The 24114-nt window shown below is 47.2% G+C and carries 26 protein-coding genes, 1 other RNA gene and 2 pseudogenes; 18 read left to right on the top strand and 11 right to left on the bottom strand.

Features of this window, described 5'->3' with window-relative positions; genetic code table 11:
- Both AC0YNZ_RS07945 and AC0YNZ_RS07940 read left to right on the top strand, forming a co-directional pair.
- A pseudogene (locus AC0YNZ_RS07945) lies at positions 1 to 833 on the top strand (DUF92 domain-containing protein).
- A 157-nt stretch (positions 834 to 990) separates the two neighbouring features.
- On the top strand, positions 991 to 1269 hold the full coding sequence (locus tag AC0YNZ_RS07940) for a DUF2277 domain-containing protein (protein ID WP_475826067.1): 279 nt from the start codon (positions 991 to 993) through the stop codon (positions 1267 to 1269).
- 112 nt (positions 1270 to 1381) lie between these two features.
- Here AC0YNZ_RS07940 and pepF read toward each other — a convergent pair whose 3' ends face one another.
- The 3 genes from pepF to AC0YNZ_RS07925 all read right to left on the bottom strand — a co-directional run bounded on the left by pepF (position 1382) and on the right by AC0YNZ_RS07925 (position 3907).
- A complete protein-coding gene (pepF, locus tag AC0YNZ_RS07935) occupies positions 1382 to 3172 on the bottom strand; it encodes an oligoendopeptidase F (RefSeq protein ID WP_475826066.1) in 1791 nt (596 codons plus the stop codon).
- A gap of 194 nt (positions 3173 to 3366) precedes the next feature.
- Positions 3367 to 3549 (bottom strand): hypothetical protein, encoded by a 183-nt coding sequence (locus AC0YNZ_RS07930; protein WP_110770666.1) that lies wholly within the window; start codon positions 3547 to 3549, stop codon positions 3367 to 3369.
- 124 nt (positions 3550 to 3673) lie between these two features.
- Complete coding sequence (locus tag AC0YNZ_RS07925; protein ID WP_056627292.1) at positions 3674 to 3907, bottom strand: hypothetical protein; 234 nt, start codon at positions 3905 to 3907, stop codon at positions 3674 to 3676.
- A gap of 140 nt (positions 3908 to 4047) precedes the next feature.
- On the opposite strand from AC0YNZ_RS07925, the gene AC0YNZ_RS07920 reads away from it, so the two are divergent.
- The 4 genes and pseudogenes from AC0YNZ_RS07920 to AC0YNZ_RS07905 all read left to right on the top strand — a co-directional run bounded on the left by AC0YNZ_RS07920 (position 4048) and on the right by AC0YNZ_RS07905 (position 6187).
- Positions 4048 to 4749: a class I SAM-dependent methyltransferase gene (locus tag AC0YNZ_RS07920; protein WP_475826065.1), complete on the top strand. Its 702-nt coding sequence runs from the start codon at positions 4048 to 4050 to the stop codon at positions 4747 to 4749.
- A 79-nt stretch (positions 4750 to 4828) separates the two neighbouring features.
- Positions 4829 to 5026: a cold shock domain-containing protein gene (locus tag AC0YNZ_RS07915; protein ID WP_475826064.1), complete on the top strand. Its 198-nt coding sequence runs from the start codon at positions 4829 to 4831 to the stop codon at positions 5024 to 5026.
- An 87-nt stretch (positions 5027 to 5113) separates the two neighbouring features.
- Positions 5114 to 5349, top strand: a pseudogene (locus AC0YNZ_RS07910) (tautomerase family protein); the annotation flags it as partial.
- A gap of 118 nt (positions 5350 to 5467) precedes the next feature.
- The gene (locus AC0YNZ_RS07905; protein ID WP_475826063.1) at positions 5468 to 6187 is read left to right on the top strand and encodes a YebC/PmpR family DNA-binding transcriptional regulator; all 720 of its coding nucleotides are present in this window, start codon (positions 5468 to 5470) and stop codon (positions 6185 to 6187) included.
- Between the two features lie 93 nt (positions 6188 to 6280).
- Here the strand turns inward: AC0YNZ_RS07905 and AC0YNZ_RS07900 are convergent, their stop codons facing one another.
- Complete coding sequence (locus AC0YNZ_RS07900) at positions 6281 to 7468, bottom strand: MFS transporter (RefSeq protein ID WP_475826062.1); 1188 nt, start codon at positions 7466 to 7468, stop codon at positions 6281 to 6283.
- A gap of 133 nt (positions 7469 to 7601) precedes the next feature.
- On the opposite strand from AC0YNZ_RS07900, the gene AC0YNZ_RS07895 reads away from it, so the two are divergent.
- The 3 genes from AC0YNZ_RS07895 to pfkA all read left to right on the top strand — a co-directional run bounded on the left by AC0YNZ_RS07895 (position 7602) and on the right by pfkA (position 10026).
- A complete protein-coding gene (locus tag AC0YNZ_RS07895) occupies positions 7602 to 7919 on the top strand; it encodes a hypothetical protein (RefSeq protein ID WP_475826061.1) in 318 nt (105 codons plus the stop codon).
- Between the two features lie 78 nt (positions 7920 to 7997).
- On the top strand, positions 7998 to 9026 hold the full coding sequence (locus tag AC0YNZ_RS07890) for a tetraprenyl-beta-curcumene synthase family protein (RefSeq protein ID WP_475826167.1): 1029 nt from the start codon (positions 7998 to 8000) through the stop codon (positions 9024 to 9026).
- A 31-nt stretch (positions 9027 to 9057) separates the two neighbouring features.
- The gene (gene pfkA, locus AC0YNZ_RS07885) at positions 9058 to 10026 is read left to right on the top strand and encodes a 6-phosphofructokinase (protein WP_110770660.1); all 969 of its coding nucleotides are present in this window, start codon (positions 9058 to 9060) and stop codon (positions 10024 to 10026) included.
- An 83-nt stretch (positions 10027 to 10109) separates the two neighbouring features.
- On the opposite strand, the gene AC0YNZ_RS07880 is transcribed toward pfkA, so the two are convergent.
- The 3 genes from AC0YNZ_RS07880 to AC0YNZ_RS07870 all read right to left on the bottom strand — a co-directional run bounded on the left by AC0YNZ_RS07880 (position 10110) and on the right by AC0YNZ_RS07870 (position 12680).
- The gene (locus AC0YNZ_RS07880) at positions 10110 to 11306 is read right to left on the bottom strand and encodes a putative glycoside hydrolase (RefSeq protein WP_475826060.1); all 1197 of its coding nucleotides are present in this window, start codon (positions 11304 to 11306) and stop codon (positions 10110 to 10112) included.
- A gap of 243 nt (positions 11307 to 11549) precedes the next feature.
- Entirely contained in the window at positions 11550 to 11744 is a 195-nt protein-coding gene (locus AC0YNZ_RS07875; protein ID WP_056627316.1) for a hypothetical protein, read from the bottom strand.
- A 138-nt stretch (positions 11745 to 11882) separates the two neighbouring features.
- Positions 11883 to 12680: a YitT family protein gene (locus AC0YNZ_RS07870; RefSeq protein WP_475826166.1), complete on the bottom strand. Its 798-nt coding sequence runs from the start codon at positions 12678 to 12680 to the stop codon at positions 11883 to 11885.
- A gap of 196 nt (positions 12681 to 12876) precedes the next feature.
- On the opposite strand from AC0YNZ_RS07870, the gene cshA reads away from it, so the two are divergent.
- The 4 genes from cshA to AC0YNZ_RS07850 all read left to right on the top strand — a co-directional run bounded on the left by cshA (position 12877) and on the right by AC0YNZ_RS07850 (position 16121).
- Positions 12877 to 14481 (top strand): degradosome RNA helicase CshA, encoded by a 1605-nt coding sequence (cshA, locus tag AC0YNZ_RS07865; protein WP_475826059.1) that lies wholly within the window; start codon positions 12877 to 12879, stop codon positions 14479 to 14481.
- A gap of 130 nt (positions 14482 to 14611) precedes the next feature.
- On the top strand, positions 14612 to 15388 hold the full coding sequence (locus AC0YNZ_RS07860; protein ID WP_475826058.1) for a YesL family protein: 777 nt from the start codon (positions 14612 to 14614) through the stop codon (positions 15386 to 15388).
- Between the two features lie 47 nt (positions 15389 to 15435).
- Positions 15436 to 15618, top strand: a non-coding RNA gene (gene ssrS / locus AC0YNZ_RS07855) — 6S RNA.
- Between the two features lie 110 nt (positions 15619 to 15728).
- On the top strand, positions 15729 to 16121 hold the full coding sequence (locus AC0YNZ_RS07850; RefSeq protein WP_475826057.1) for a DUF1499 domain-containing protein: 393 nt from the start codon (positions 15729 to 15731) through the stop codon (positions 16119 to 16121).
- Positions 16122 to 16200: 79 nt separating this feature from the next.
- Here the strand turns inward: AC0YNZ_RS07850 and tpx are convergent, their stop codons facing one another.
- Complete coding sequence (gene tpx, locus AC0YNZ_RS07845; RefSeq protein ID WP_475826056.1) at positions 16201 to 16719, bottom strand: thiol peroxidase; 519 nt, start codon at positions 16717 to 16719, stop codon at positions 16201 to 16203.
- 102 nt (positions 16720 to 16821) lie between these two features.
- Here tpx and AC0YNZ_RS07840 point away from each other — a divergent pair, with 102 nt between their 5' ends.
- Together AC0YNZ_RS07840 and gltC are read left to right on the top strand one after the other, a co-directional pair.
- The gene (locus AC0YNZ_RS07840) at positions 16822 to 17466 is read left to right on the top strand and encodes a rhomboid family intramembrane serine protease (RefSeq protein WP_475826055.1); all 645 of its coding nucleotides are present in this window, start codon (positions 16822 to 16824) and stop codon (positions 17464 to 17466) included.
- A gap of 38 nt (positions 17467 to 17504) precedes the next feature.
- On the top strand, positions 17505 to 18401 hold the full coding sequence (gltC, locus tag AC0YNZ_RS07835) for a glutamate biosynthesis transcriptional regulator GltC (RefSeq protein ID WP_110770652.1): 897 nt from the start codon (positions 17505 to 17507) through the stop codon (positions 18399 to 18401).
- Positions 18402 to 18487: 86 nt separating this feature from the next.
- On the opposite strand, the gene AC0YNZ_RS07830 is transcribed toward gltC, so the two are convergent.
- On the bottom strand, positions 18488 to 19168 hold the full coding sequence (locus AC0YNZ_RS07830; protein ID WP_110770651.1) for a zinc metallopeptidase: 681 nt from the start codon (positions 19166 to 19168) through the stop codon (positions 18488 to 18490).
- A 36-nt stretch (positions 19169 to 19204) separates the two neighbouring features.
- The gene (locus tag AC0YNZ_RS07825) at positions 19205 to 19630 is read right to left on the bottom strand and encodes a MerR family transcriptional regulator (RefSeq protein ID WP_475826054.1); all 426 of its coding nucleotides are present in this window, start codon (positions 19628 to 19630) and stop codon (positions 19205 to 19207) included.
- Positions 19631 to 20152: 522 nt separating this feature from the next.
- Here AC0YNZ_RS07825 and AC0YNZ_RS07820 point away from each other — a divergent pair.
- The 3 genes from AC0YNZ_RS07820 to AC0YNZ_RS07810 are packed head-to-tail and all read left to right on the top strand — an operon-like array spanning position 20153 to position 23371.
- Complete coding sequence (locus AC0YNZ_RS07820) at positions 20153 to 21514, top strand: ammonium transporter (RefSeq protein ID WP_475826053.1); 1362 nt, start codon at positions 20153 to 20155, stop codon at positions 21512 to 21514.
- 42 nt (positions 21515 to 21556) lie between these two features.
- Positions 21557 to 22624, top strand: coding sequence for a DUF294 nucleotidyltransferase-like domain-containing protein (locus AC0YNZ_RS07815; RefSeq protein WP_475826052.1), 1068 nt, complete (start codon positions 21557 to 21559; stop codon positions 22622 to 22624).
- Positions 22625 to 22636: 12 nt separating this feature from the next.
- Positions 22637 to 23371 carry an exonuclease domain-containing protein gene (locus tag AC0YNZ_RS07810; protein ID WP_475826051.1) on the top strand — a complete coding sequence of 245 codons (735 nt, stop codon included), beginning with the start codon at positions 22637 to 22639 and terminating at the stop codon, positions 23369 to 23371.
- Here AC0YNZ_RS07810 and AC0YNZ_RS07805 read toward each other — a convergent pair.
- Positions 23357 to 23824: a M67 family metallopeptidase gene (locus tag AC0YNZ_RS07805; RefSeq protein WP_475826050.1), complete on the bottom strand. Its 468-nt coding sequence runs from the start codon at positions 23822 to 23824 to the stop codon at positions 23357 to 23359. The genes AC0YNZ_RS07810 and AC0YNZ_RS07805 overlap by 15 nt on opposite strands.
- Between the last annotated feature and the right edge of the window lie 290 nt (positions 23825 to 24114).

The raw sequence follows: 24114 nt of genomic DNA, 5'->3' as shown, positions 1-24114 counted from the left end.
ATGGTTGGATTGCTGGAGGAATGGTGGTTAAGGCTGCTTGCCGGACTAATAGGAAGCGGCCTTATTGCCGCAGCTGCCTATCGCATGCGCTCGTTGTCCGCATCAGGCGCATGGTCGGCGATTATGATGGGCACAGGCTATGTCACATGGGGAGAGCCGGTCTGGTTCGGTTTGCTGATCGGCTTCTTTGTCTCCTCGACGCTGTGGTCGAGATGGAAGCGAAAGCATCGTGCGAAGGCATCGGCCGAAGCAAAATATGAGAAGACCGGACGCCGCGATGCCGGCCAAGTCTGGGCAAACGGCGGCGTCGGCTTGCTCTTGTGCGCCGCCAATGCGCTGTGGCCGGATGAGGGGTGGCTGTTCGCGTACATCGGCGTGATGGCAGCCGTGAACGCAGATACTTGGGCCACCGAGATCGGAGCCCTAAGCAAGACGGCGCCGCGATCGGTGACGAGCGGCAAGCCGGTTGCTGCAGGAACGAGCGGCGGGGTCACGCCGCTCGGCAGCGCAGCAGCGCTCGCAGGCGCCGTGTTCATCGGCGCCGTTGCCGCGCTGCTGCTGGCGGCCCCGCAGCGGCGGTCTATATCGCCGCTGCGGCCGCCGCCGGCCTGGCCGGTGCCTTCGCCGACTCCTTGCTCGGCGCAACCGGCCAGGCCATGTACCGCTGCCGGGTATGCGGCAGCGAAACCGAGCGCGCCGCGCATTGCGGCAGCGCGGCGGAGAAAGTGCGCGGCTTCGCCTGGCTTAACAACGACAGAGTGAACCTGCTGTCGTCGCTTTTCGCAGGCGGGCTGGCATGGATCATCGGTCAATTGCTGCTGTTTGTCCCTTAGTACAACATATCTCAACGCCAAAAACATCGCGGGAGCCGCGATGTTTTTCATTTTATATGCAAGGTTAATGATTCTGCCCAACACCGCATGATTCACTGGCATGGGAGAATTGATGTGTTGTAATATTGGTGTACTACAAGAATAAAAGGAGATTGCTATGTGTCGAAATATAAAGACGTTATTTAACTTTGATCCGCCGGCCACCGACGATGAGATTTTGGCGGCCTCGCAGCAATTCGTGAGGAAGATCTCGGGCTTTAACAAGCCTTCACAGGCCAACGAGGAAGCATTTAATCATGCAGTTGAGGAGGTCGCTGCCGCTGCGCGAACTTTGCTCCATACGCTCGTAACGAGCGCCGATTCTCGTAATCGCGAGGTGGAGATGGAACGTGCCCGCGCCAGGTCTGCGCGAAGATTCGGAGTTGGAGAGGGTTAACGTGTGATGCGTTGCAAATGAACGGCTAGCGAGAATGAATCGTATGAGCAGCAGCGGGATATTTCACAATAAAAAGACCGCCAAGCGAGCTTGGCGGTCTACCGTATTTTGTCTACTTCGTCAATTGCTCCATCTGTCCGATAAGTTCTTCGAACACGCTCATCGCTTGCTCGATCGGCTCAGGAGAGGACATGTCGACGCCTGCCTTCTTCAGAATGTTGATGGAGAAGTCGCTGCCACCGCTTTTCAGGAAACCGAGGTAGCGTTCAACCGCAGGCTCGCCTTCCTCCAAGATCTGCTTGGAGAAGCTGGTGGCTGCCGAGAAGCCCGTTGCATATTTGTACACGTAGAAGCTGTTGTAGAAATGGGGGATACGTGCCCATTCCATTTCGATATCTTTATCGATGACCATGTCATCGCCGTAATACAAGACGTTAAGATCATAATAGATTTTGCTAAGCTCCTGCGGAGTCAGCGAATCGCCCTGCTCGGAGCGCTCGTGTACGATTTTCTCGAACTCTGCAAACATCGTTTGACGGAATACGGTCGTACGGAACTGATCCGCGTAATACGTAAGCAAATACATTTTTTCCTTCGGATCTGTCGATTTGCCAAGGAGATAATCCATCAGCAGCGCCTCGTTCAATGTAGAAGCGACTTCAGCCAGGAAAATCGTGTATTGGGCGTCGCGGTAGTTTTGATTCGTGTCCGAGTAGTAGGAATGCAGCGCATGGCCCATTTCGTGCGTCAAAGTGAACATGCTGTTCAAGTTGTCTTTATGGTTAAGCAGCACATAAGGATGCGTTCCGAAAGCGCCCCAGCTATATGCGCCGCTGCGCTTTCCTTCATTCTCGTAAACGTCAATCCAACCGTTGTCAAAGCCTTCTTGCAGCACCTTCAAATAATCTTCGCCTAGCGGTTTTAAGCTTTCGCTCACCGTTTTTTTAGCTTCCTCGAACGTAATGTCCAGTTTGAACTCGTCAACGAGGGGGGCGAATAAGTCATACATATGAAGCTCGTCTAAGCCAAGCAGCTTCTTGCGTAGATTCATATAACGGTGCATGAGCGGTAAATGCTTGTGAATCGTTTCGATCAGGTTCGTATATACTTCCTGCGGAATGTTATCGCCGTAGAGAGACATATCCAGCACAGAATCGTATTTCCGAGCCTTCGCATAAAAAATATTTTTCGTTACGTTTGCAGTTAACGTAGAAGCGAGCGTATTTTTCAGCTTGCCGTAAGTATCGTACACCGCTTTAAACGCTTCGCGGCGCACATCTTGATTTTTGCTTTCGAGAAATTGTATGTAACGGCCGTGTGTCAGCTCGATCTCTTCGCCGTCTTCATTTTTCACTTTAGGGAACTTCAAATCCGCATTGTTCAGCATGCCGAAGACGGTTCCGGGCGCGGAGCTCATGTTGCCCACCTGAGCAAGCAGCGCTTCTTCGTTCTTCGATAAAACATGAGCCTTTTGGCGGCGCATTTCTTCAAGGGTGTGGCGGAATTTGGCAACCGACTCATCTGCTATGATCGCATCCAGCTTCTCATCCGGGAGGCTGAGCACTTCAGGCGTAATGAATGAAAGAGCCTCTCCCGATTCAACGCTTATTTTTTTCGATTTATCGGAAAGCGCTTGATAGGTCGGTTCTGCGGTATCCTCGTGATGCTTCATATTTGCATATACATAAAGCCGTTCCACATGCATCGACAGTTCATCCTCCAGCTCGAAGCAGGCTTTAAGCTGAGCGACGTCTGCCAGTTTTCCTTGGAATTCAGGGATTTTTTTGATTAGTGCCTTCGCTTCCGCAAATTCCTTGTCCCAAGCAGCTTGGCTTTCAAATAAATCCTCTAGCTTCCAGCGGGTCTCCGGTGCGGATTCTGAACGTTTCGGTACGTGATTCATCGAATTCCTCCTTGGTATGGATAAGGTTGGTAAGACATGCCCATTATATGCTGCCGCATCTTTAGAAGCGGCAGAACCCGGCATGAGGCTTAAAGCAAGCAGCAGGGGGAGCCATTTCATCCGGTTATCACCTCGGAACACAGTTTGTGTTTACTATGTCCGGACGCGGCGCACAGTATTCAACAGCCCGCCAGCTATGCAGCACCCATCGTAAGAAAGGCATAAACAATAAGAAAGAACGCAAACGCAATGAATGCGATGGATACCATCGCAAGACCGCGGCGCAAACCAAGGGGCAAGGAGTTACGCTTCAAAATAACGATCGCTCCAAGCGAGAAGGCTGCAATAATAAAAATAATCGAAGCGGTAGGATCCATCTGCGGGTAAGGCCTCCTGAAAATAAACTGGCTGGAACGGCAGCTTCATCATTTTACCTATGCAATGCGGCGTAACGTTATGTTCGCCGCAAAGGGTAATTTTTCCTGCCTCAGAGCGTAAGTATTATACTTCCTTCAAAGCGCGCATAATCGATTCTAATTCTTCTTCGCGGCCTGCAAAGTCGGAAGCGCGAAACCGGTTTTGCGCCCAATGCAGCATTTCTGGACGGCTAATGAACGTATGGGTGTCTTCTCCCCATTGATCGGAGATTTCCCGGACGATGAGCGTCTTGCCTTGTACTTCTACAGTCAGCATATTGTATTTGTCGGTCTTATAAATTTCGTGTTTTTTGAACATGTGTGATTTCCACCTTTGTAGTAGTTAATTATGGTATTATTACATCATAGCCATTATGGTGACTGTAATCAATACGGCAACGCAACAAGCAAGCTTAGTTGAGACGAGATTTGATGAGACGAGAAGAGGAGAGTGCAGGAATGAGTAAGCAGGGTTATGAGCAAATTGGTGTCGCTATGACATGCAGAAGCTATGAGGAATATGTTAGAATGTTCGATTTGCGGCAATCGGATTTGGAGGACGGTACGGTGCTTGACGTAGCGGCAGGCGGCTCTTCTTTTACGGCAGAGGCAAACGCTAGAGGGTATACAGCTTATGCTGTTGATCCCAGGTACGGAGCGGGAATTGATGCGTGGATCGAAGAGGCAGCGCAGGAGATCGATACATCGACTGCTAAGCTTGCAAAGATAAAGGAAAGTTTTGACTGGAGCTATTATGGCTCGCTTGATAACCATCGGGCAGGCCGAGAGGCGTCTATAGCGCGATTTGCTGCCCATGTACGGGATAGCGCCGAAACGGATCGCTATGTATATGGCCTGCTGCCTAAGCTTCCATTCGCAAATGACCAATATTCACTTGTGCTTTGCAGTCATTTTATGTTTTTGTACGCCAATCAATTCGGACCTGATTTTCATATAGAAGCTATTTTAGAGCTAATGCGCATTTGTAAGCCAGGCGGTCAAATACGCATTTATCCGCTTATATCATTAAATTGGGAGCCATATCCCGAACTTAAGCAGCTGATTGAGACGATATCGGCGAATGGAGGAAGGGCAGAATTGCTCGCTTCAAGACTTCCATTTATTCCTGGATCGAATCAATATTTGAAAATTTTACTTTAATTGCTTTTTCTTTCTTGAATCGATATAATAATTCTACTCGCCATCTCAAAAGGGCGGTTATATTTAGGAGGTTGTTCAATTGAAAGGAACAGTTAAATGGTTTAATGCGGAGAAAGGCTACGGCTTCATCCAAACAGAGAGTGGAGAAGACGTTTTCGTACATTTCTCAGCAATTCTAAGCGAAGGCTTCAAATCTTTGGATGAAGGGCAAGCGGTCGAATTCGACATTACTGAGGGTAACCGCGGTGCTCAAGCGGCCAACGTCACTAAACTATAGGAACAATGTGCGAATGAACGATTGAAGAGGGCTCCCTGGCGACAGGGGGCCTTTTTTTAGTAAGGCAATGATCTATTTTTGCTAATGGACAAAAGATTCCATCGTTTTTTTCCATATACCATTATTGAAATCAGTATTTTTGAAGGCAGGTCAGAAGCAGCCAAACAAAATTGTACCAGCTGCTATTCCAGAAGCTTTGCCAACACTTCGATATTTCTCCGCAGGATGTCGAAATTACTATTTTTGAAACGCCAAAGCATAACTGGGGGATATGCGGGATGCCGGGAGACGAGCTCTCGTTAAAGTACAAAGTGAATGTATAGCGCAAAACAAACACGTAAGTCGCTTCAGATGAAGTGCGATAGCGCCCGCTTTCATTGACCGAGACCAGTCTGCGATGATAAACTGTTGCTTGGAAACTTTGTCAGGGGAGCGAGCATAATGAAATTCAAATTGTTCAAAGACCGTAAAGGTAAGGCCGATCAGGCTAAAAATAACAAGTTCGTTAAGCTCGGACGTGAAATTTACGTTCAAGCGCGCAGAGGCGGACCGAACCCGGATGCTAACTTCGGTCTGAAGACGGCGATCGCCAATGCAAGAGCAGAGCAAATGCCGAACGATAATATCGAGCGGGCGATTAAGAAGGCTGCAGGCGCTGGAGAAGGCGTTGAATACGAGGAAATTATGTATGAAGGCTATGGTCCAGGCGGCGTAGCTATTATGGTTAAATGCTTGACCGACAATCGGAACCGGACGGCTGCTGATGTCCGCTCCGCGTTTAACAAGCGCGGCGGAAACATGGGCGAGAGCGGCTGCGTAGGCTATATGTTCGATCATAAAGGACTGCTTGTCGTGGATCGTGAAGTTCATGAGACGGACGAGGATTCGATGATGATGATTGCGCTTGAAGCCGGTGCCGAGGATGTTGTCGTTAATGATGACAGCTTTGAAATTTTGACGCATCCGCATGAGTTTGAGCAGGTGAAGAACGCGCTTGAGAAGGATGGCTATACCTTTGTAAATGCCGGCGTAAGGTGGCTGCCGCAAAATATGGTCAAGGTAGAAGGCGAGAACGCGGACAAGCTGCTTAAGATGATGGATGCTTTTGAAGATAACGACGATGTGCAGGACGTATATTCCAATTTTGAAATTGCTGAGTAGGCTGTACTTCTAGTTATAGAAACAGGGCTGCTACCTAAGCGTGTGATATGCACGCTTTACGGAGCAGCCCTGTTTGCTTTTTGTTAAGGTCTATTAACGGTCTAAGCGGCTGATATAGTAACGTGCCAGAAACGCCGCTGCGGCAACGAGCGCAAAGCCGGCACCCATCCGGAAGAAAACTTCACGTCCAAAATGCTCGTAAATATAGCCGCCGAACATCCCGCTGATCACTCCCGCAAGCCCCGTCCAGACAACGGCATAAACGGCTTGTCCGGAAGCGCGGTACTCGTCAGGTATGAGCTGCGACAAGTAGCGCAGCGCGGTAGAGAAATAAATGCCGAATGAGATGCTGTGCATTGCTTGCGTTGCGATGACCCAGCGCGGATCTTGAATATCGCTCAGCAGCCAAAGGCGGACCGCGTACATGATAGATGCGATCATGAGCAGAGGCAGCTCTTTAAATTTATGGCCGTATTTGCCGAGCAGATACAGAATAGGAATCTCGCTTAAGGCGGATACGAGCCATGCAAGCCCGACGAGCGAGTCGCTTGCGCCCATTTGACGCATAGAGACGGCAAGAAAGCCCTCGTACATCCGGTGCGGGATGGATATCGTCAATATGATTAAAAAGAATAGCAGTACATCGCGCTGGCGGAGGAGCTTAAAAAAGCCGGAGAAATCGATTTTGCGGGCGCTTCCCTGATAATCCTTGATTCTAGTCGTTAGGATTAGCGTGATGGCAATCGTGCAAAGGGCAAGCGGGAGCGTCCAATGTGAGCCGATCCCCTTTAGTATGAGTCCGAACGTATACGCCGTTACAGCAAATCCTAGCGATCCGAATATGCGGATAAGCGCATAAGGCGTTCCGGTATACTGACTGGACAATAGAAGCAAGCTGTCGCTTAACGGATTAATAGGTGTCTGAAAAAAATAAAAGCCCATCATGACAAGGCAAACAAGCGCAAAGTTTTCAATGGGGAAAAGCAGCGATATCATGACGAGCTGACCGAACAGCAGAAGCATAAGCAGCTTTTTGATCGTTCTGTATTTGTCGCTAGCCATGCCTAGAATGATGTTGGCGAAGATTGATATGAAAGGTCCGGTCGAATAAATAATGCCGATTTGTTGCTCTGAAAAGCCTCTATCCAAAAAATATAGCGGTATAAAGGAGACGACCATCGCCGCTGTAGAATAGGCTGAGAAGCTGTAAATACGCAGCGACAATGTCTCCTTGCGCGCTGTCTTAGAGGGCTTTACCCGCGCTATCTCTGGTGTGTCCATCGTTGAAAGCTCACTCCATCCCTGTCTTAAACAATATGAATATTAGTATAGCATGGTTTGGCAGACGTACCAATGAGATTTGAAGCTGGATTATTATGAGTCGAAATGGTACATTTAGATGTGGAGGTTTACAATGGGAGCTTATCGTTTTGACTGGAATGAACGGCTTCGGATCCGTATTCCCGTGCTGGAAATGGAATGGGAGCAGTATGAACCAAATAAGCAGCTTGCAATCGTTGAGCAGTGGGAGCTTATACGAGGGACGATTCCTGATCGGATCATGGAATTTGAACAGCTCATCAACTTAAAGCAAGCTCAGCTCTTTGAAGAAGACAGCTTTGAGCAATCCTGTATACTAAACTACGAAATTGCCGATTATGCAAGTAGGATTAATGATTTGCACATTTGGTATCGCATTGACCAGCAATTGGAATCACGCCGACATTCATGAACATGAATTTGAGGAGGGTGCATCGTGAGATTGACGACTTTAACAGGCAATAGGGTGCCCCAGAGCCCGTTAAAGCTCATGCATCGTGTATATAAGTATGTACTGCCCGAAGTGGAGCGGGAGCTAGTTACGCATCGTCTCATGGCGGAGCGGATACCAGATGCCGAGCTGCGGACGCAGGCACTTAACAGCATGGACAGCAAGAAGTTTCATTGCCAAGGTGGCGGTGTATACGCTGCGGCAAATTTAGAGCGGAGACATTTGCTTATTCCGTTAATTGTCGCACTGCAAACTATTAGCGACTACTTGGACAATCTTTGCGACCGCAGCACTTCTCTTGATTCGGATGATTTTCGATTACTGCATCAATCGATGCTCGATGCCGTCAATCCCGAAGCCCGGCTTCAGGATTATTACGCTTTGCGTAACGAGAAGGACGATGGCGGCTATTTGCATCACCTCGTTCGGACGTGTCAAATACATATTGCGCAGTTGCCTTCCTATAGAAACGTGCAGCAGCATGTGACCGAGCTGGTCGGCCTATATGGTGATTTGCAAGTGTACAAGCATATTCGCAAAGATTTGCGCGAGGAGCATTTGCTCGCATGGTGGGAGCTGCACCGCAGCGGCTATCCGAATCTGCACTGGAATGAATTTGCTGCGGCTGCAGGCTCTACGCTAGGCATGTTCATGCTGTTTCTGGCTGCAAGCGAAGACCGTCTATCCGAACAGGACGCGGAAGCGATCAAAAATATTTACTTTCCGCATGTATGCGGCCTCCATATTTTACTCGATTATTTAATCGATCAAGCAGAGGACCATGCAGGCGGAGATCTTAATTTTTGCAATTATTATGATAATGAAAGTCTGCTTGTTGAGCGTCTCGGAACCATCGTGAACCGGGCGCGTGAGGATGTGAAGCAGCTTCCTGCTTCCCGTTTTCATCGTTTGATTATTGAAGGGCTGCTAGCCTTATATTTATCAGACCCGAAGGTCCGCCATCAGGCGGAAGTCAGAGATGTTTCGAGGAGGCTAATGAAGAACAGTCCGCTAACGCGTCTGTTTTTTCTTATCAACAGCATCTGGATTCGGAAACAACAGGCCTAACTATAAAAATGACAAAGTGGAGGAATGGACCATGTCTGCAGTCAAATCAATCGCAGTACTGACAAGCGGAGGAGATTCGCAAGGAATGAACGCAGCTGTTAGAGCTGTTGTAAGGAGCGCATTATTTCACGGTTTAGATGTTTACGGAGTTCAACGCGGCTATCAAGGGCTAATTAATGATGATTTGCGCCAAATGGATTTGCGTAGCGTAGGCGATATTATCCAACGCGGCGGCACGATTTTGCAAACAGCGCGTTGTAAGGAGTTTATGACAGCGGAAGGACAGCAGCGCGGAGCGGAAGTGCTTCGTTCCAGAGGTATCGACGGTTTGGTCGTTATTGGCGGCGACGGCTCTTACCAAGGTGCGAACAAGCTGAGCAAGCTGGGCATTAAAACAATGGGTCTCCCGGGTACAATTGACAACGATATCCCGTTTACTGACATCACGATCGGCTTTGATACCGCGGTTAGCATCGTTGTCGATGCGATTAACAAAATCCGCGATACGATGTCTTCGCATGAGCGTTCATCAATCGTCGAGGTAATGGGACGTCACTGCGGCGATATCGCGCTTTATGCCGGTCTTGCAAGCGGTGCGGAGACGATTCTCGTACCTGAGGTATCTTTCGAGCTTACTGAGGTTGCCGATCGTATGAAGACGAATTTTGCCAAAGGGAAGCGTCATAGTATTATCGTCGTCGCAGAAGGCGCTGGTAAAGGCGAGGAAGTCGCAAGTCAAATTACGGCTAACAGCGGCATTGAGCCGCGCGTAACGGTGCTTGGCCACATTCAACGCGGCGGAACGCCAACTGCAATCGACCGTATTTTGGCAAGCCGGCTTGGAGATTTTGCAGTAAGACAGCTAATGGCCGGCGATTCAGGCAAAGCTTGCGGCGTCATTCGCGGTGAGCTTGTAACGACGGATATCGATACCGTAGTAAATACGAAGAAGCCGTTTGATATGGGTATGTATGAGCTGGCCCTTCGTTTGTCCCAATAATAGTAACATGTCTGCAACAAAAAAAGTCCACCTGCGCTGCGATAGCGAAGGTGGACTTTTCTGTTGCAAAAAAGCCGTTCAGGTTACTTATAAATCACGCCAGGGGAGTATTTATTGCCCGCATTCCAGAGCAGGTACTCATGAATGCCGGTGTCTTGAAGCGCTTTAATTTGTGCTTCGACCTCGGCCTTGCCATACTTCATATAATGACCGCTGCCTAACCAGCTTGCTGTGAAATCTTGAATCCAAGGCCGAATGATCGGTTTAAGGCCCAAGGTTGGATCAAGTTTCTTATGTGTGTCGAGCATAGCCCCTTTTATAGTCTCATAAGGGCTCCGGTCCGGATCCTTCTGCTTAAACCAGCCTGTGCTGTAGTGACTAGGATAAACCATGGGTGAAATAACATGAACATCATTCGATATTTTCACGAAATCCTGGCCGATCCCTTCGGCTGCAGGCACAGATGCTGCGTATCCGAATATGTCGACCGAAACGCGCACGCCAAGCGGCTCAAGCTGCTCGCGGGCGTATTTGACGAAGCCGGCGACCGCGTCGACGCGGCTTTGTTCCGTTTTGTTATAGGTAAGATAGGCTGCTTTTTTCTCGAAGCCTTCGGGAAAACGCACATAGTCGAATTGGATCTCCTTGAAGCCAAGCTTTGCCGCTTCCTTCGCGACGGCGATGTTATAATCCCAAACCTCCTTGCGGTAAGGATTTACGAAGCTGTCGCCACGGCCGTTTTTCCAGATCGTGCCGTCCTGGTGGAGGAACGAGAGCTCGGGCTGCTTGCGGGCCAGTACGGTATCCTTGAAAACGACGATTCTTGCAATCGGATAAATATTGTGCTGATTAAGGGTTACCATAAGTCCATTAATGTCACTTATATATTTCTTTGAAGCGCCAACCTTTTGCAGCTCGGGTGTCGTCGTAGGGTATGTAATATACCCGTCGTCATCTTTAATATCGATAACCATACTGTTAAGCTCAGTACTGTCAACCAGCTTTAACAACGTCTCCATACGCGCACCGCCGGCGCTGTGTGCCGTTACATAAATCCCTTTGATCGGCGGGGTATCCGGCTGCGGATCTTTCTTGACATTTGCTGCTTCTGAGGTTCCAGCGTCGATGGTACCGTTTGCGGGCGAATCTGGTTGTATGATCGTTTGACCGGCTGCGGTGTTTAAGTAGGCAACAGCTAGCTGTTTCGTTGCGGCACTATGATCTCCGCTTCCAGTGAGCAAGTTGTACAGCAGCAGTAAGCTTGAAATGATGATGTCCATTTTGCTCTCTCCCCGTAAGCTATTCTGTTCAAATTATAAAGCAGACGACAGGTCTTGGTCATCAACTTTTTTGAACGTATAAGAAAGTATATGTTGCATTTTTGCGTGCAAGCTCATTTTTTCTTAACGAAAAAAAAGAAAATCGATTAGAGGATATTTGCAGCTATTCGGGCTGGAGAATAAACAAAAAGCCAGTCGAGGTTGTCTCGACTGGCGTCTAACGAATTCATGTGTCCCGCATTGTCATTGTAACAAAGCTTCTCTCTGCTGATTGCAAATACTATGCTGCACAATTTCCATTGCGTCCGCGGGCTCGAGTAGCGCAAGACCGTCACGCAGCACAATGCTGATGTCCAATTCACGTTCAGTAAGAAAAGGACTAAGCTCTGGGGCAAGCTTCTCTACAATTTGAGACAATTTGACCGTTTCCATATCCATTGAGCATCACCCTTTCATATCGAATGTTTAGGGGAAATCATATGGCAAGAAACCAAAGCTACGGGATACAAACATTATATCAGGATCATTTTCAAAAACATAGGGACACTCTGTAAAATCCATATTTGCGTATATGGTTTATTCTTTTGGCTTGGAAAAGTCGCCGATGACGCCCACCGTCTCCACGATGTTAATGAATGCATGAGGGTCAATGGTGGTAATCGTTTTGCTTAGTTCGGCTAATTCGTATTTCGTTCTTACAGTCATCAGCATATCTCGATCTGCCAAGGAATATGCGCCACGCGTTTTAATTATCGTAATGCCGCGCGGGTGCGAGAGCAGCTTTGCAAGCAGCTCCTCGGTTTTGGTCGTGATAATGAAGGCTGTTAATTTAACATGCCTTACATGGATAAGATCTACTACTTTGCCTGCGGAGAAGATGGACAAGAGCGAGTAAAGAGCCGAATCCCAGTTTTGGGTAAACATAACAAGCAAAGCGATTACGGCGCCATTTAATATGAAAATAATCATTCCCACCGGCAAATCGCGTCTTCGTGTAACGATGGACGCAATAATATCGAATCCGCCTGACGAACCTCCGTAACGCAGCGTTAAGCCGCTGCCAAAGCCGACCAAAATACCTCCGAACACAGAGCCGAGTACGATGTCTTCGGCAATTTGAGCGACCGGGATGATCTGCAGGAACAATGTAGACAATATGACAGTGTATATGCTCCAAATTATAAAACGATGGCCAACTGCGAACCATCCCCATAGTAAGACGGGCAAATTAAGGATGAAATAAAGCCAGCCGATATTGCCGCCGGTTACATATCCAATCACCATGGAAATGCCGGATATGCCACCGCTTAACAGCTGGTGTGGAATGAGAAATAAATTGAAGCCTAAAGCGATGAGCAGGGAACCTGCTGTCATAATTGGTATCGTTATTAGGTAACGCAGGGAGTGTGGATTCAATACATTCGCCCCAATGCAACTGACATGTGTATTTACTCATTTTGTTCCACTTAGTATGGCTTTAATTGGTTTACTGGTATTCATGATTGAATGTGTGCTATAATGATTTGGATATTCTTAAGTAGGCTGAAGATAAAAGGAGTTTGAGAAAAGTTTGAAAACATTTGCAGAATTTGGCTTAGAACCGAAAGTATTGCAAGCTATTACCGAACTTGGATTCGAGGAATCTACCCCGATTCAAGACAAAGCGATCCCTATAGCTATGGCAGGTACAGATCTTATTGGCCAAGCACAAACGGGTACAGGAAAGACAGCGGCATTCGGAATTCCGCTCATTAACAAAATTCCGACAAGCGAGGAACGCATTGTCGCATTAATAATGACGCCAACCCGTGAACTCGCTATTCAAGTGGCTGACGAGATCGGGAAGTTAACTCGATACAAAGGTCTTCGCTCGCTGCCGATTTACGGAGGACAAGAAATTGGCCGTCAAATCCGTGCATTGAAGAAGAAGCCTCAAATTATTATTGGAACACCAGGTCGTTTGCTTGACCACATCAACCGTAAGACAATTCGTCTCGATGATGTGCAAACGGTCATTTTGGATGAAGCTGATGAAATGCTTGACATGGGCTTCATGGATGACATCCAGTCGATCTTGAAGCAAGTGCCTGAAGAGCGTCACACGATGCTGTTCTCCGCTACTATGCCGGTTAATATTCAGAAGCTTGCACAGCAATTCCTGAAAAACCCTGAGCATGTTTCGGTAATTCCGAAGCAAATCACAGCTCCATCTATTGAGCAATCATACATCGAAGTGCACGAGCGCCAGAAGTTCGAAGCACTCAGCCGCTTGCTCGATATGGAATCCCCTGAGCTTGCAATCATCTTCGGCCGTACAAAACGCCGGGTTGATGAGCTTAGCGAAGCGCTTCAGAAGCGTGGTTACACGGCTGATGGCTTGCACGGCGATTTGTCTCAAAATCAACGGGATAGCGTAATGCGCAAATTCCGTGACGGCAGCATCGATGTATTGGTAGCAACGGATGTTGCTGCACGCGGTCTCGATGTTTCCGGCGTAACGCATGTTATCAACTTTGACCTTCCGCAAGATCCGGAGAGCTACGTTCACCGTATCGGCCGTACAGGCCGCGCAGGTAAAGAAGGTACTGCTTGGTCGTTTGTAACGCCTCGTGAAACTGATCACCTTCATTTCATCGAGAAAATTACCCGTCAGAAGATGAACCGCAAGCCGCTTCCAAGCATTGCTGAGGCTATCGAAGGTAAGCAACGCGTAACGGCTGAACGTCTTCTTGAAGTTGTGCAAAACGATGAGTTCACGGAATACAAAGCGATTTCCATTCAATTGCTTGAGCAATATGATTCCGTTCACTTGCTCTCCGCAGCAATCAAATTGCTGACAGGCGAGAAGAAAAACGTGGAAATCGAATTGACGCCGGAAGATCCGCTTCGCGCGAAAAAACGTAAACCGGACATTCGTTCGAATGGACGTCCGTTTAACCGCAGCGGCTCATCCTCATCATACGGCGGCAACCGCAGCGGCGGCGGCGGATACCGTGGTCGCGATGACAGACGCAGCAGCGGCGGCACTGGCGGTTCCGGCGGCACTGGCGGCAGCTCACGCGGCGGCTACGAGTCACGCGGTAACAGCGGCGGCTACGGCAGCAAAAGAAGCAGCGAAGGACGCACTGAAAACCGTCGTCCGAAAAGCTCTTCCGATGGTTACGTAAACAACTAATTAATCTTTACCTGAGTATTTTCCAAAAAAAACCGAGAAAGTCCGTGACCCTAACGGGCATCCGGACGTCTCGGTTCTTTTTTTGTTATTGTCCGGTAGGATCAATCTTACTTTTCTGGAGGCAGATCAGATGGAACCAAGAGGGTTAATGGGTGGATTTTACCGAATTTCCGAATGGATTATGCGGTTATCGGTTATCAATGTATTATGGATAGTCTGCTCTATTCCATTCGTATTCTTTGCGTGGGGATTGCTTTTATCACAGGATGAAAGTCAGGTGTATTCCGCGTTAATTGCAATGGCTGTCGTTGCTCCGTTTACCTTGTTTCCAGCTACTGCGTCAATGTTTGCGGTTGCCCGCAAATGGGTAATGGGTGAGAGCGATGTCGCTCTGTTCAAAACTTTTTTTCGTGCCTACAAGGAAAATTATAAACAAAGTATGCTTGGCGGTATTATTTATACGATACTGCTGGCGATTATGATTGTTGATTTTATCGTATATCGTGAACAATTGAATTTGTTGTCATATATCTTCATTGCTTTTCTTGTTTTGTTAATCGTCTCTTTATTTAATTTTTTCTCCATGCTTGTCCATTATCATATGAAAACGTTTCAATTACTGAAAAACGCTGTACTCATTACGATCGGCAAACCTTTCCGTTCGCTGTCTACTGCAATAATGAGCGGAGCTGTCATCTTTTTCAGCACGCGGTTTACGTTTCTTATTCCTTTCTTTATGGGCAGTATCATCGCATACTTGGCATTCTGGAATTTCCATTTGATTTACCAGAAGCTGCAGGATCAAGCGGAGAGAGCGCGTTTGGCGGAGGAAGAAGAAGCAGAGAAAGCTGCGGAGCTTGACCGTATCGATTTGGTTAAGGATGATTCGAACGACTCCATTAAATAACAACCGATCAAAGTTTACTTTTTCTTAAGTTCAGTCTATAATAGCAATACCTCCTGCGATGCTCGTTACGGCTTTACGCTGTTTTGAACCAATGGCTGTTTCACGGGAGACCAATATCGAAGCGTAGCTGACATGCCCCCGAAACGGGATCTCAAAAGCGGTTCTGCGGTCACCCACCTGCGTAAGCGGGTTCAGAAACATGTGAGTCGGACGGCATAGGCGGGTTCTCATTTTCAAATGAAGAGCATTTGCTGGTTAAATCCGGTGATAGCTCTTTTTTCATTGGACAAATCATGGTATCATATAGAGTAATGTACATAGATGCCGGAGGGGGAGATCGTTGTTGTTGAAGCGGGCCTTAATCGGGCTTCTGCGCAGTCATGAACAGACTGGCGACAGAGCCAAGGATCCAATGCTCAAATCTCATTTCTACAAGCTGCCGAAAGATAAGGTTTGGGATGAAGTGATATCGACTCTTAAGAAAATGCAAGGCTATAAGGTGCTGCACGAGGTGCAATCCGTTGGTGAGATTGTACTTGAGAAACGCACGGCATTTGGAAGAACGATGGACATTACCGTTTCCGTCATTAGTGTAAATCCGCTGCAATCGGCTGTCGATATTTATTCAGCGTCCCGTGGATCGTTAGGGGATCTTGGTTCTAATTACAGAGTCATCCTGGATTTATACCGTACACTTGATAAGAAGCTTGCTGCATTTAAAGTTAACAGTTAATACATAAACAAAGCGAGGAAGGATATCCTTCACTCGCTTTGTTTGCAATATTTGAAAAATAAGCTCTATAGGATGCGGATTAAACGAGCGCTTTGACAGCGTTGATCGCTTGCTCATAGTTCGGGTGCTCAGTCATTTCAGTCAAGTATTCAACGTATTGAATCGTGTCATTAGCATCGATAACGAAGATCGAGCGTTGATCAAGACCAAGCTCTTTAATGTATGCGCCGTAAGATTCGCCGAAGCTATGTGCTTTGTAGTCAGATAGCAAAACGACTTTGTCGATGCCAGCCGCGCCGCACCAGCGGGCTTGTGCGAATGGAAGGTCAACGCTGACTGTGAGGACAACAACATTATCGCCCAGTGAGCCTGCAACTTCATTAAAACGGCGAGTTTGCGCATCGCAAACGCCTGTATCGATGGAAGGTACAACGCTGATTAATTTGATTTTACCGGAGTAGTCCTTGAGAGAAACATTTTCTACGAGCGATTTGTTAAGGTTGAAATCAGGAGCCTGGTCTCCCGCCTTCAATTCTGGTCCAACTAATGTGATCGGATTGCCTTTGAAAGTGGCGACTCCATTACGTTCTTGTGTCATTTGTAAAAATTCCTCCTCTAATTTGAATGGTCAATACCAGGTTTATTATAATCGTTATGAAACGGCCTTGTCCAATTGTTGGAGAGGAAAGGTGATGATTTAATGATTTTCTTGCGGTATGAGAGCTTTCGCTCTTATTTAAAGCTCTATCCGGTTACGGCTGCTGTGATAGCTCTAAATATTATTTATTTTATCGTCATTGTCATTAACGGTAATCCGAATGAAGGGCTGCATGCGATTCAGTATGGCGCATTCGTTACCAATCCGAAGCTTGATCCTTATGGCATGCTGGAGCCGTGGCGTTATGTTACCTCGATTTTCATGCATTCAGGGATTGAGCATTTGCTTTACAATATGTTTGCCTTGCTAATATTCGCACCGCCGCTTGAGCGTCTTCTAAATAGCGTCAAATATGCTTTCTTTTATATACTTTGCGGTATCGCGGGTAACGGAATGAGTGCATGGACCAATGTTCTCGAAGGAAGCTTCGACACTCACGTAGGCGTAGGAGCTTCGGGAGCGATTTACGGCGTGTACGGTGCGTTTTTATACATTTCCTTGTTCAAGAAGTCGAGATTAGATGAGGGCTCTCGTAAAACGGTTTATACGATATTAATTTTTGGGGTTATTTATTCCTTCCTTGCGCCGAGCGTTGACTTGTGGGCCCATGTTGGAGGTGCTCTGGCTGGTTTCCTACTTTACTTTGTATTCGATCGCTTGAATACGCAAAGAAATAAAGCGCTTTGAATGAAAACTATGGATATACGGGAGAGAAACGAACAAGTATGGAACTTCGTCAGCTTTATTATTTTGTAAAGGTAGCAAAAAAAGAACATGTCACGCAAGCGGCTGAAGAGCTGCATGTGGCACAATCGGCAGTCAGTAGGCAAATTCACCAGCTGGAAGAAGAGCTTGGCGTCAAGCTATTCGTTCAAAAGGGAAGAAACCTGCAGCTCACGCCGGTCGGCCAGCTTTTTCTGAAGCGTGCTGAAGTCATCTTGGCTGATTTAGAGCGGGCTGTCATTGAAATACATGAATTTCTGGATCCTGAGAAGGGTGAAATCAGACTCGGTTTTCCGCATAGTTTAGGGATTTCATTGATTCCTCAGGTCGTTGCTGCCTTCCGCAAGCTGCATCCGAATGTGAAGTTTCGATTTAAGCAGGGGATGTACCCGTCGCTTATACGTGACATGATCAAAGGTGATATAGATTTGGCATTCATATCTCCTTTTCCCGATGAGCATGAATTTGTATGCGGCGAAGTGCTGCTCACAGAGGAGCTGTATGCCATATTGCCGCCAGGCCATCGTCTATCTGACAAGGAATCGATTGAGCTGAAGGAGCTTGAGGATGAGACATTCGTTTTGTTTAGTGAAGGCTACTCGTTAAGGCCGATCGTCTGGGAAGCCTGCCAGGAGGCGGGATTTACACCGAAGATCGGTTTTGAGGGGGAAGAGACGGATACGATTCGCGGATTAGTGGCTGCAGGGATGGGTGTAAGTTTACTGCCGGAAATGGCGCTTCACTACACGGGCCCGCTGCATCCTACAAAGATGCGTGTAACCGAGCCTCAAGTAACAAGAACAATTGGGCTTATACGGCGTTCAAATGAGAAGCTGCCGCTTGTTGCAAAAGTATTTCACGGTTTTTTGCTCCGTTATTTTCAAGAAGGAAATAAGTAGCTAGGCAGGATAAATATAAGAGGAGCTGTTCCAACTGGTCTATAAAGACCATTTGAAACAGCTCCTTTTTTGCGTATCAAGTTTTGTTATTCTTGGCGGCTGCCGCCTACAAAAATTAGTATATACCTTATAAGCTCAAGCAAGGAAAGGAGGGCTGCCGCTACATAAGTCAAGGCTGCTGCATTAAGTACCTTTGCAACGCCGCGCTCCTCATCGTTCGTAATGAAGCCTTCTGCTATCATAATATCTCTTGCTCGGTTGCTGGCATTAAACTCAACCGGCAGGGTGATGATCTGGAACGCTACCGCAACCGAGAAGAAGATAATGCCAAGTCCGATCAAATTCAGTGCCGAGAAAAGGATACCGGCGATGAATAGGAATGGGGCAACGCCAGAGGCGAAATTAACGATCGGGAAGATGCGGTGGCGCAATACGAGCATCGGGTAATGCTGTGCATGCTGGATTGCGTGTCCGACCTCATGACAGGCGACGGAAACCGCTGAAATTGTATTTTCGTAATAAACAGGCTCCGATAGACGAACAACGCGGTGAATAGGGTCATAATGATCCGTGAGTACGCCTCGTACAGGTTCGATAGGCACATCGTGTAATCCGCTGGAATCGAGCATCCGCCGTGCTGCCTGGTAGCCGGTTAAACCGCTGTTAGCTTGAACGCGAGTCCATTTCTTGAAGGTTCCCTTAACACGGAATTGTGCCCAAATCGTTAATATAAAAGCAAGTACGATTAAAATGTAAATAAACGTCATTGAGTCATTCCTCCATTATAGTGATGAAATATACCGCTACATGAGGGAGCTTTTGTTGATGAGAAGCATCAGCGCCTCGATACAGGCTGCTGTCTGCGGCATAAGACGCGTGTAGAGGTGATTAGCCTGGCGGGGCTTGAGCTTCTTGATTACGGGCTCCAGCTCCTTCACTTCACGCTCCAGTTGGCTTAGATGATGCTGCAGGTCGGTTAGCTTGCGCGAGACTTGCTCCTCAGGTGTGATTTTGCTCCAGCTTTCAATGGTTGCTTTTATCTCATCTAAAGTATATTTATCTTTTTTCATCTGTTCAATACGCTCTAGACGCTGCAAGGTTTCATCAGCGTAGAGGCGATAGTTTTTGGCTGAACGCTCAGCAGGTTCTATTAGACCGATTGAGGTGTAATAATCAATTGTTCGCGGGCTGATTCGCGCCAGCTTGGACAGTTCTCCGATCCGATACATATTTATATCCTCCATTCGTTCAATATAAGAAAGTGAAATGTCGTCATACCCTATATTTCACTTTGAAAAGCAGTACTGCGTAACCATAGATCAAAGGTGGTTTAACTACTATACTCTTAATGATAATAGGAAAGTAACTGTACAGTCAAACGTGTTACATGACCATGCCGCTAGATCTTTCCATTCTTATAAATATGAGAAAGTTTTATTTTGTTTCTTCTATATATAATGTTAAATTTAATTTAATACAGACATGCAGTCGTTCGAGGGAACTATCATGAATTCCACAAGTAGGAGTCAATGCCTACAAAAAGTGAAAATGCGAAGGATGAATGGGAAAGATGGGGGGTTTTGGGGTTGATTTGTTTAAAAACTTAACGTTCGTGTCAGATTTCGTGCCGAATGTTTGATTTTTTTTATAAAATTAGATAAAACGTATTGTCAAACTGAGCACTACTGACTATAATGACATTAAGTCTTTCCTCTCATGTAAGGAAACATAACACTTAGGGAGTGGTCGTATTGATTAAGAAAACGATGTTGGCTTTGGGAATCTTTACCTTATTGTTTCCAGTAATGGCGTTTGCAGAGGATCCTTCCGCCGCAACGTTGAACATGGGTCTAAACTCGCTCTGGGTTATGCTCTCGTTCATTCTAGTTCTACTTATGCAAGGCGGATTCATCCTGCTTGAAACAGGTTCTACTCGCATGAAAAACGCTGGCCACGTTGCAGGTAAAACGATTTTCACAACGGGCTTGGCTGCACTTATTTATTGGGCATTTGGTTACGGTATCGCATTCGGCGGCGATAGCGGAGTAAATGCATTGTTCGGCTGGGGTAACTTCTTCTTCGATCCGGCAGTTGCTGCAGTAGAAGGCGACAGCTATCCAAGCACTGTATTCTTCTTGTTCCAATTGGCATTTGCAGCAGTATCGCTATCCATCGCATGGGGCGGTTTCGCAGAAAGAGCGAAGCTTTCATCTTATATCGTATTTACCGTTTTCTTCATCGCAATTATTTACCCGGTAGTTGCTCACTGGATCTGGGGCGGCGGCTGGCTGGCTGAAGACGGAGCGCAAGACTTTGCAGGTTCTACAGTCGTTCACTTAACAGGTGCGCTTGCAGCTTTCGCAGCAACGGTTCTACTAAAACCGCGTATCGGTAAATTTAACAAAGACGGCTCAGCAAACGAAATTCTAGGCCATAACCAAGTGTTCACAGCACTTTCTGTCCTGCTTCTATGGGTTGGCTGGTTCGGTTTCAACGCGGGTAGCACAGTAGCTATCGGCGACGGTTTCTTCGGATATGTTGCGTTTAACACGATGCTCGGCGCAGGCGCAGGCGGCGTGGCAGCACTTCTTATTTCTTGGGCGGTTACAGGCAAGGCAGATATTACATCTATGCTTAACGGTACGCTTGCAGGTCTTGTTGCCATCACGGCATCTTGCGCATACGTTGCTCCTTGGGCTGCGGTAGTAATCGGCCTTGTAGCTGGTGTGCTGGTATTCTACAGCGTGAAGTTCTTCGAGAAAATTAAAGTCGACGATCCGATCTACGCTTTGTCCGTTCACGGCGCAGCTGGTGTATGGGGTACGCTTGCTAACGGAATTTTCGCAACACAAGCGCTTGCTGAGAAAGTTAACGTTGGTCAAGGCGGTTTGATCGATACGGGCAGCTGGAAGCAGCTTTGGGTGCAATTCGAATCCGTTGTAGTCGTAGGCGCATTCGTACTTGCAGCATCGTTCCTTATCCTTGGCATTATGAAACTTATCATGGGCTTCCGTGTTACGGAAGAGCAAGAAATTATCGGTCTTGACCTTAGTGAGCATGGCGCTTATGGTTATCCTGAGCAAATGAAAAAAACAGGAAACATTCACGGGTAATGGATTGATCATGATGGACTGACCGAAGGGAGAGGGCGTCGCATGAGTGATCCGGTGCGATTGCAGCTGCTTAAGCAGATTGGCTCAGCCGATCATGTAGAAGGGCTGCGTAGCTTGCGGGATCAGGTACACGAGCAGATGGAAGCTCTTCTCCCAACGCGTCCGGTCGAACAATTTAATGTACAACTTAATGAGGTGCATGATGCGGTTATTCAACGCTCAATTATCCTCGCAGAAGCGGAAATGGCACGGTTGGGGAAGGGTTCTCCCCCCGTGCCTTACGCGTATATATTGTTCGGTAGCGGCGGTCGGAAAGAGCAGACTTTGTCAAGCGATCAAGACAGCGGAGTTGTCTATCAGGATCCAGTAACTGATTCAACGGAAGTAAAACAATATTTTAAAGAGCTATGCGATTTAATTGTTCTGAATCTTCGGAAGGTGGGCTATCCGCCTTGCGAGGGGGATGTGATGAGCAGCAATCCGGAATGGTGCTTGTCTTTATCGGAGTGGGGCAATAAGCTGAATCATTGGTTTGAGGAGCCTGCGTGGGAAGCCGTTAGATACTTGCTTATCATTGCGGATGGACGATGTGTATATGGCGAGCAAAGGCTGGTCGATGAGCTTAAGGATTTATTTTTTACCGATATGCTGAACCATCAGATCATTCTGCAGCGCATGCTGGATAACACGTTGCGCCATAAAGTGCTGTTGGGCTTTTTTGGCCAATTATTAAAGGAGCAGTACGGCCAGGATTCGGGCAGCCTGGATATTAAATACGGCGCCTATATACCGATGGTTAATTCGATTAGGCTCTTATCCGTTCAGGTGGGTATCCGGGAAACATCAACATTAGAGAGAATCAAAATGCTTGTGAAGGCCGGGAACATGTCCGAGTCGGACGGAGCTGTATATGCTCAAGCATTTCGTGTTTTTTTGCGGCTCAGATTGATGACTACCGAACAAAATGTAAATGATTTATATGCTAATAATGGTAAGCTGTCCAGCCGTAAGTTGACGAAGGAATTGACGGATGAACTAAAGAGTAGTCTGCGTCTAGGCAAGAAGCTGCAGCGAGCGGTATTCAAGCAAACAATGCGCAGGCTTACGTAAGGCGGTGGAGGAATGAAAGAACCAAAAGGCGTCGGTCGCATGTGGAACCTATACAAAATGGGAGGATTTACGCCTGCCATCGCATCTATGCTAGGCTCGCAAAATGCGCAGCAAATGGCGTTTATTCGAAATGTCAATAAAGAGCAGCGTAAGCAATCCATGTTCGACATGCCGCTGCGGGAGCTTGAGGTTGTTGTATTTGATCTCGAGACAACAGGCTTCTACCCGACGAACGGTGACGAAATTATTTCGTTTGGCGCTGTTATGTTGCGAGGCGGAGAGCTCGTGGAGAGTGAATCGTTCTACAGTCTTGTCAATCCGAAGCGGAAAATTCCGAAAGCGATCATCGAATTAACGGGCATTACGAATGAAATGGTGGAGGATGCGCCCGATTTAATGCAGGTGCTTCATGACTTTATGGAGTTTGTCGGCAGGCGCTTGCTTATTGCCCATGCTTCCGGTCATGATAAGCAGTTTCTAAACGCTGCCTTATGGAGGACATCTAAAGTAAATTTAAACCACAGAGTGCTGGATACGATGATGGTAGCGAAATGGTTGGAGCCGAACCTCGCAGGATACAGCCTTGATGAATTGCTCGAGAGCTGCTGTATTCCTATTACGGAACGGCATCATGCGCTGCAGGATTCAATAATGACGGCTAAGCTTTGGCAAAATTATTTGGCAAGGATTTTGGAGAGAAATATTACGACACTAGGTGACCTATATGCTTATTTAAGTAAGCACTAGCTGTAACGGCACGAACGTCCCTTGTGAGCGGCGATAAGGCTGAACATGAGGAGCTTCGCTGTTTTGCAGTGATATAATCCAATAGGTAAGCTCGGATGCAGGGAGGAACCCTTCAGAGTCGCTAGAAGACGGAACGGCCTCTGTGCGTGGATGAGAGTGAAATAAGCCGACAAGCGTTTGTCGGTTTTTTTGCATTTCATAATAAGCGGTTGTCCACTCTGCCGGATCGAAGGAGAATGAATGCGTTGGATCGATGTGTGTATTTGTTATAGGGATAATAGTATCAATGACGTAATAGTCTGTTGCGCCCGATAATTGTGCAGAAGGGACTGAGGCAGCTTGACTGCTTGCAACAATACCGCAAGCTTCTCGAGGCTTAGCCTTCGCACAAATTTGGATGAGCTTATCATAGGCTGATTTGGTAATAAAACCCTTATTTTGACCCGCTTCCATAGTAACGCCTCCCGATTAACGAGTTTAATATAAAGCAGAATCGATGTATTAATTCAAAATAATTTATCCATTCGGTTCCAGCAAATATAGTATAACGGAATACGGTTAATTTCGCACGTCTGTTGCTCTAGATGGGTTGAAAGGTATGATTGTCGATGTGCTTGCCGACAATATGCTTACAACGTATGGTTGGCTGTCCTGTTCAGGGATTCGTGACGTTTTTATGGCTAATTCGCCTCATGGGTTGAGCTTCCATACGGTGCATGATACCATGAAGCCATACAGGTATG

The organism is Paenibacillus sp. J2L1-98, assembly GCF_056269405.1.
The sequence above is the reverse complement of the archived record's forward strand: the minus strand, read 5'-3'. Positions and strand labels throughout refer to the sequence as shown.

Coding starts and splice junctions, on each gene's coding strand:
- gltC (WP_110770652.1), top strand. CDS start 17,505: ATGGAACTTCGTCAGCTTTATTATTTTGTAAAGGTAGCAAAAAAAGAA.
- tpx (WP_475826056.1), bottom strand. CDS start 16,719: ATGACACAAGAACGTAATGGAGTCGCCACTTTCAAAGGCAATCCGATC.
- AC0YNZ_RS07860 (WP_475826058.1), top strand. CDS start 14,612: ATGGAACCAAGAGGGTTAATGGGTGGATTTTACCGAATTTCCGAATGG.
- AC0YNZ_RS07830 (WP_110770651.1), bottom strand. CDS start 19,168: ATGACGTTTATTTACATTTTAATCGTACTTGCTTTTATATTAACGATT.
- AC0YNZ_RS07925 (WP_056627292.1), bottom strand. CDS start 3,907: ATGTTCAAAAAACACGAAATTTATAAGACCGACAAATACAATATGCTG.
- AC0YNZ_RS07825 (WP_475826054.1), bottom strand. CDS start 19,630: ATGTATCGGATCGGAGAACTGTCCAAGCTGGCGCGAATCAGCCCGCGA.
- AC0YNZ_RS07810 (WP_475826051.1), top strand. CDS start 22,637: ATGAAAGAACCAAAAGGCGTCGGTCGCATGTGGAACCTATACAAAATG.
- AC0YNZ_RS07840 (WP_475826055.1), top strand. CDS start 16,822: ATGATTTTCTTGCGGTATGAGAGCTTTCGCTCTTATTTAAAGCTCTAT.
- AC0YNZ_RS07940 (WP_475826067.1), top strand. CDS start 991: ATGTGTCGAAATATAAAGACGTTATTTAACTTTGATCCGCCGGCCACC.
- AC0YNZ_RS07815 (WP_475826052.1), top strand. CDS start 21,557: ATGAGTGATCCGGTGCGATTGCAGCTGCTTAAGCAGATTGGCTCAGCC.
- AC0YNZ_RS07805 (WP_475826050.1), bottom strand. CDS start 23,824: ATGGAAGCGGGTCAAAATAAGGGTTTTATTACCAAATCAGCCTATGAT.
- AC0YNZ_RS07895 (WP_475826061.1), top strand. CDS start 7,602: ATGGGAGCTTATCGTTTTGACTGGAATGAACGGCTTCGGATCCGTATT.
- AC0YNZ_RS07930 (WP_110770666.1), bottom strand. CDS start 3,549: ATGGATCCTACCGCTTCGATTATTTTTATTATTGCAGCCTTCTCGCTT.
- AC0YNZ_RS07900 (WP_475826062.1), bottom strand. CDS start 7,468: ATGGACACACCAGAGATAGCGCGGGTAAAGCCCTCTAAGACAGCGCGC.
- AC0YNZ_RS07875 (WP_056627316.1), bottom strand. CDS start 11,744: ATGGATATGGAAACGGTCAAATTGTCTCAAATTGTAGAGAAGCTTGCC.
- pfkA (WP_110770660.1), top strand. CDS start 9,058: ATGTCTGCAGTCAAATCAATCGCAGTACTGACAAGCGGAGGAGATTCG.
- pepF (WP_475826066.1), bottom strand. CDS start 3,172: ATGAATCACGTACCGAAACGTTCAGAATCCGCACCGGAGACCCGCTGG.
- AC0YNZ_RS07905 (WP_475826063.1), top strand. CDS start 5,468: ATGAAATTCAAATTGTTCAAAGACCGTAAAGGTAAGGCCGATCAGGCT.
- AC0YNZ_RS07890 (WP_475826167.1), top strand. CDS start 7,998: ATGCATCGTGTATATAAGTATGTACTGCCCGAAGTGGAGCGGGAGCTA.
- AC0YNZ_RS07870 (WP_475826166.1), bottom strand. CDS start 12,680: ATGACAGCAGGTTCCCTGCTCATCGCTTTAGGCTTCAATTTATTTCTC.
- AC0YNZ_RS07880 (WP_475826060.1), bottom strand. CDS start 11,306: ATGGACATCATCATTTCAAGCTTACTGCTGCTGTACAACTTGCTCACT.
- AC0YNZ_RS07920 (WP_475826065.1), top strand. CDS start 4,048: ATGAGTAAGCAGGGTTATGAGCAAATTGGTGTCGCTATGACATGCAGA.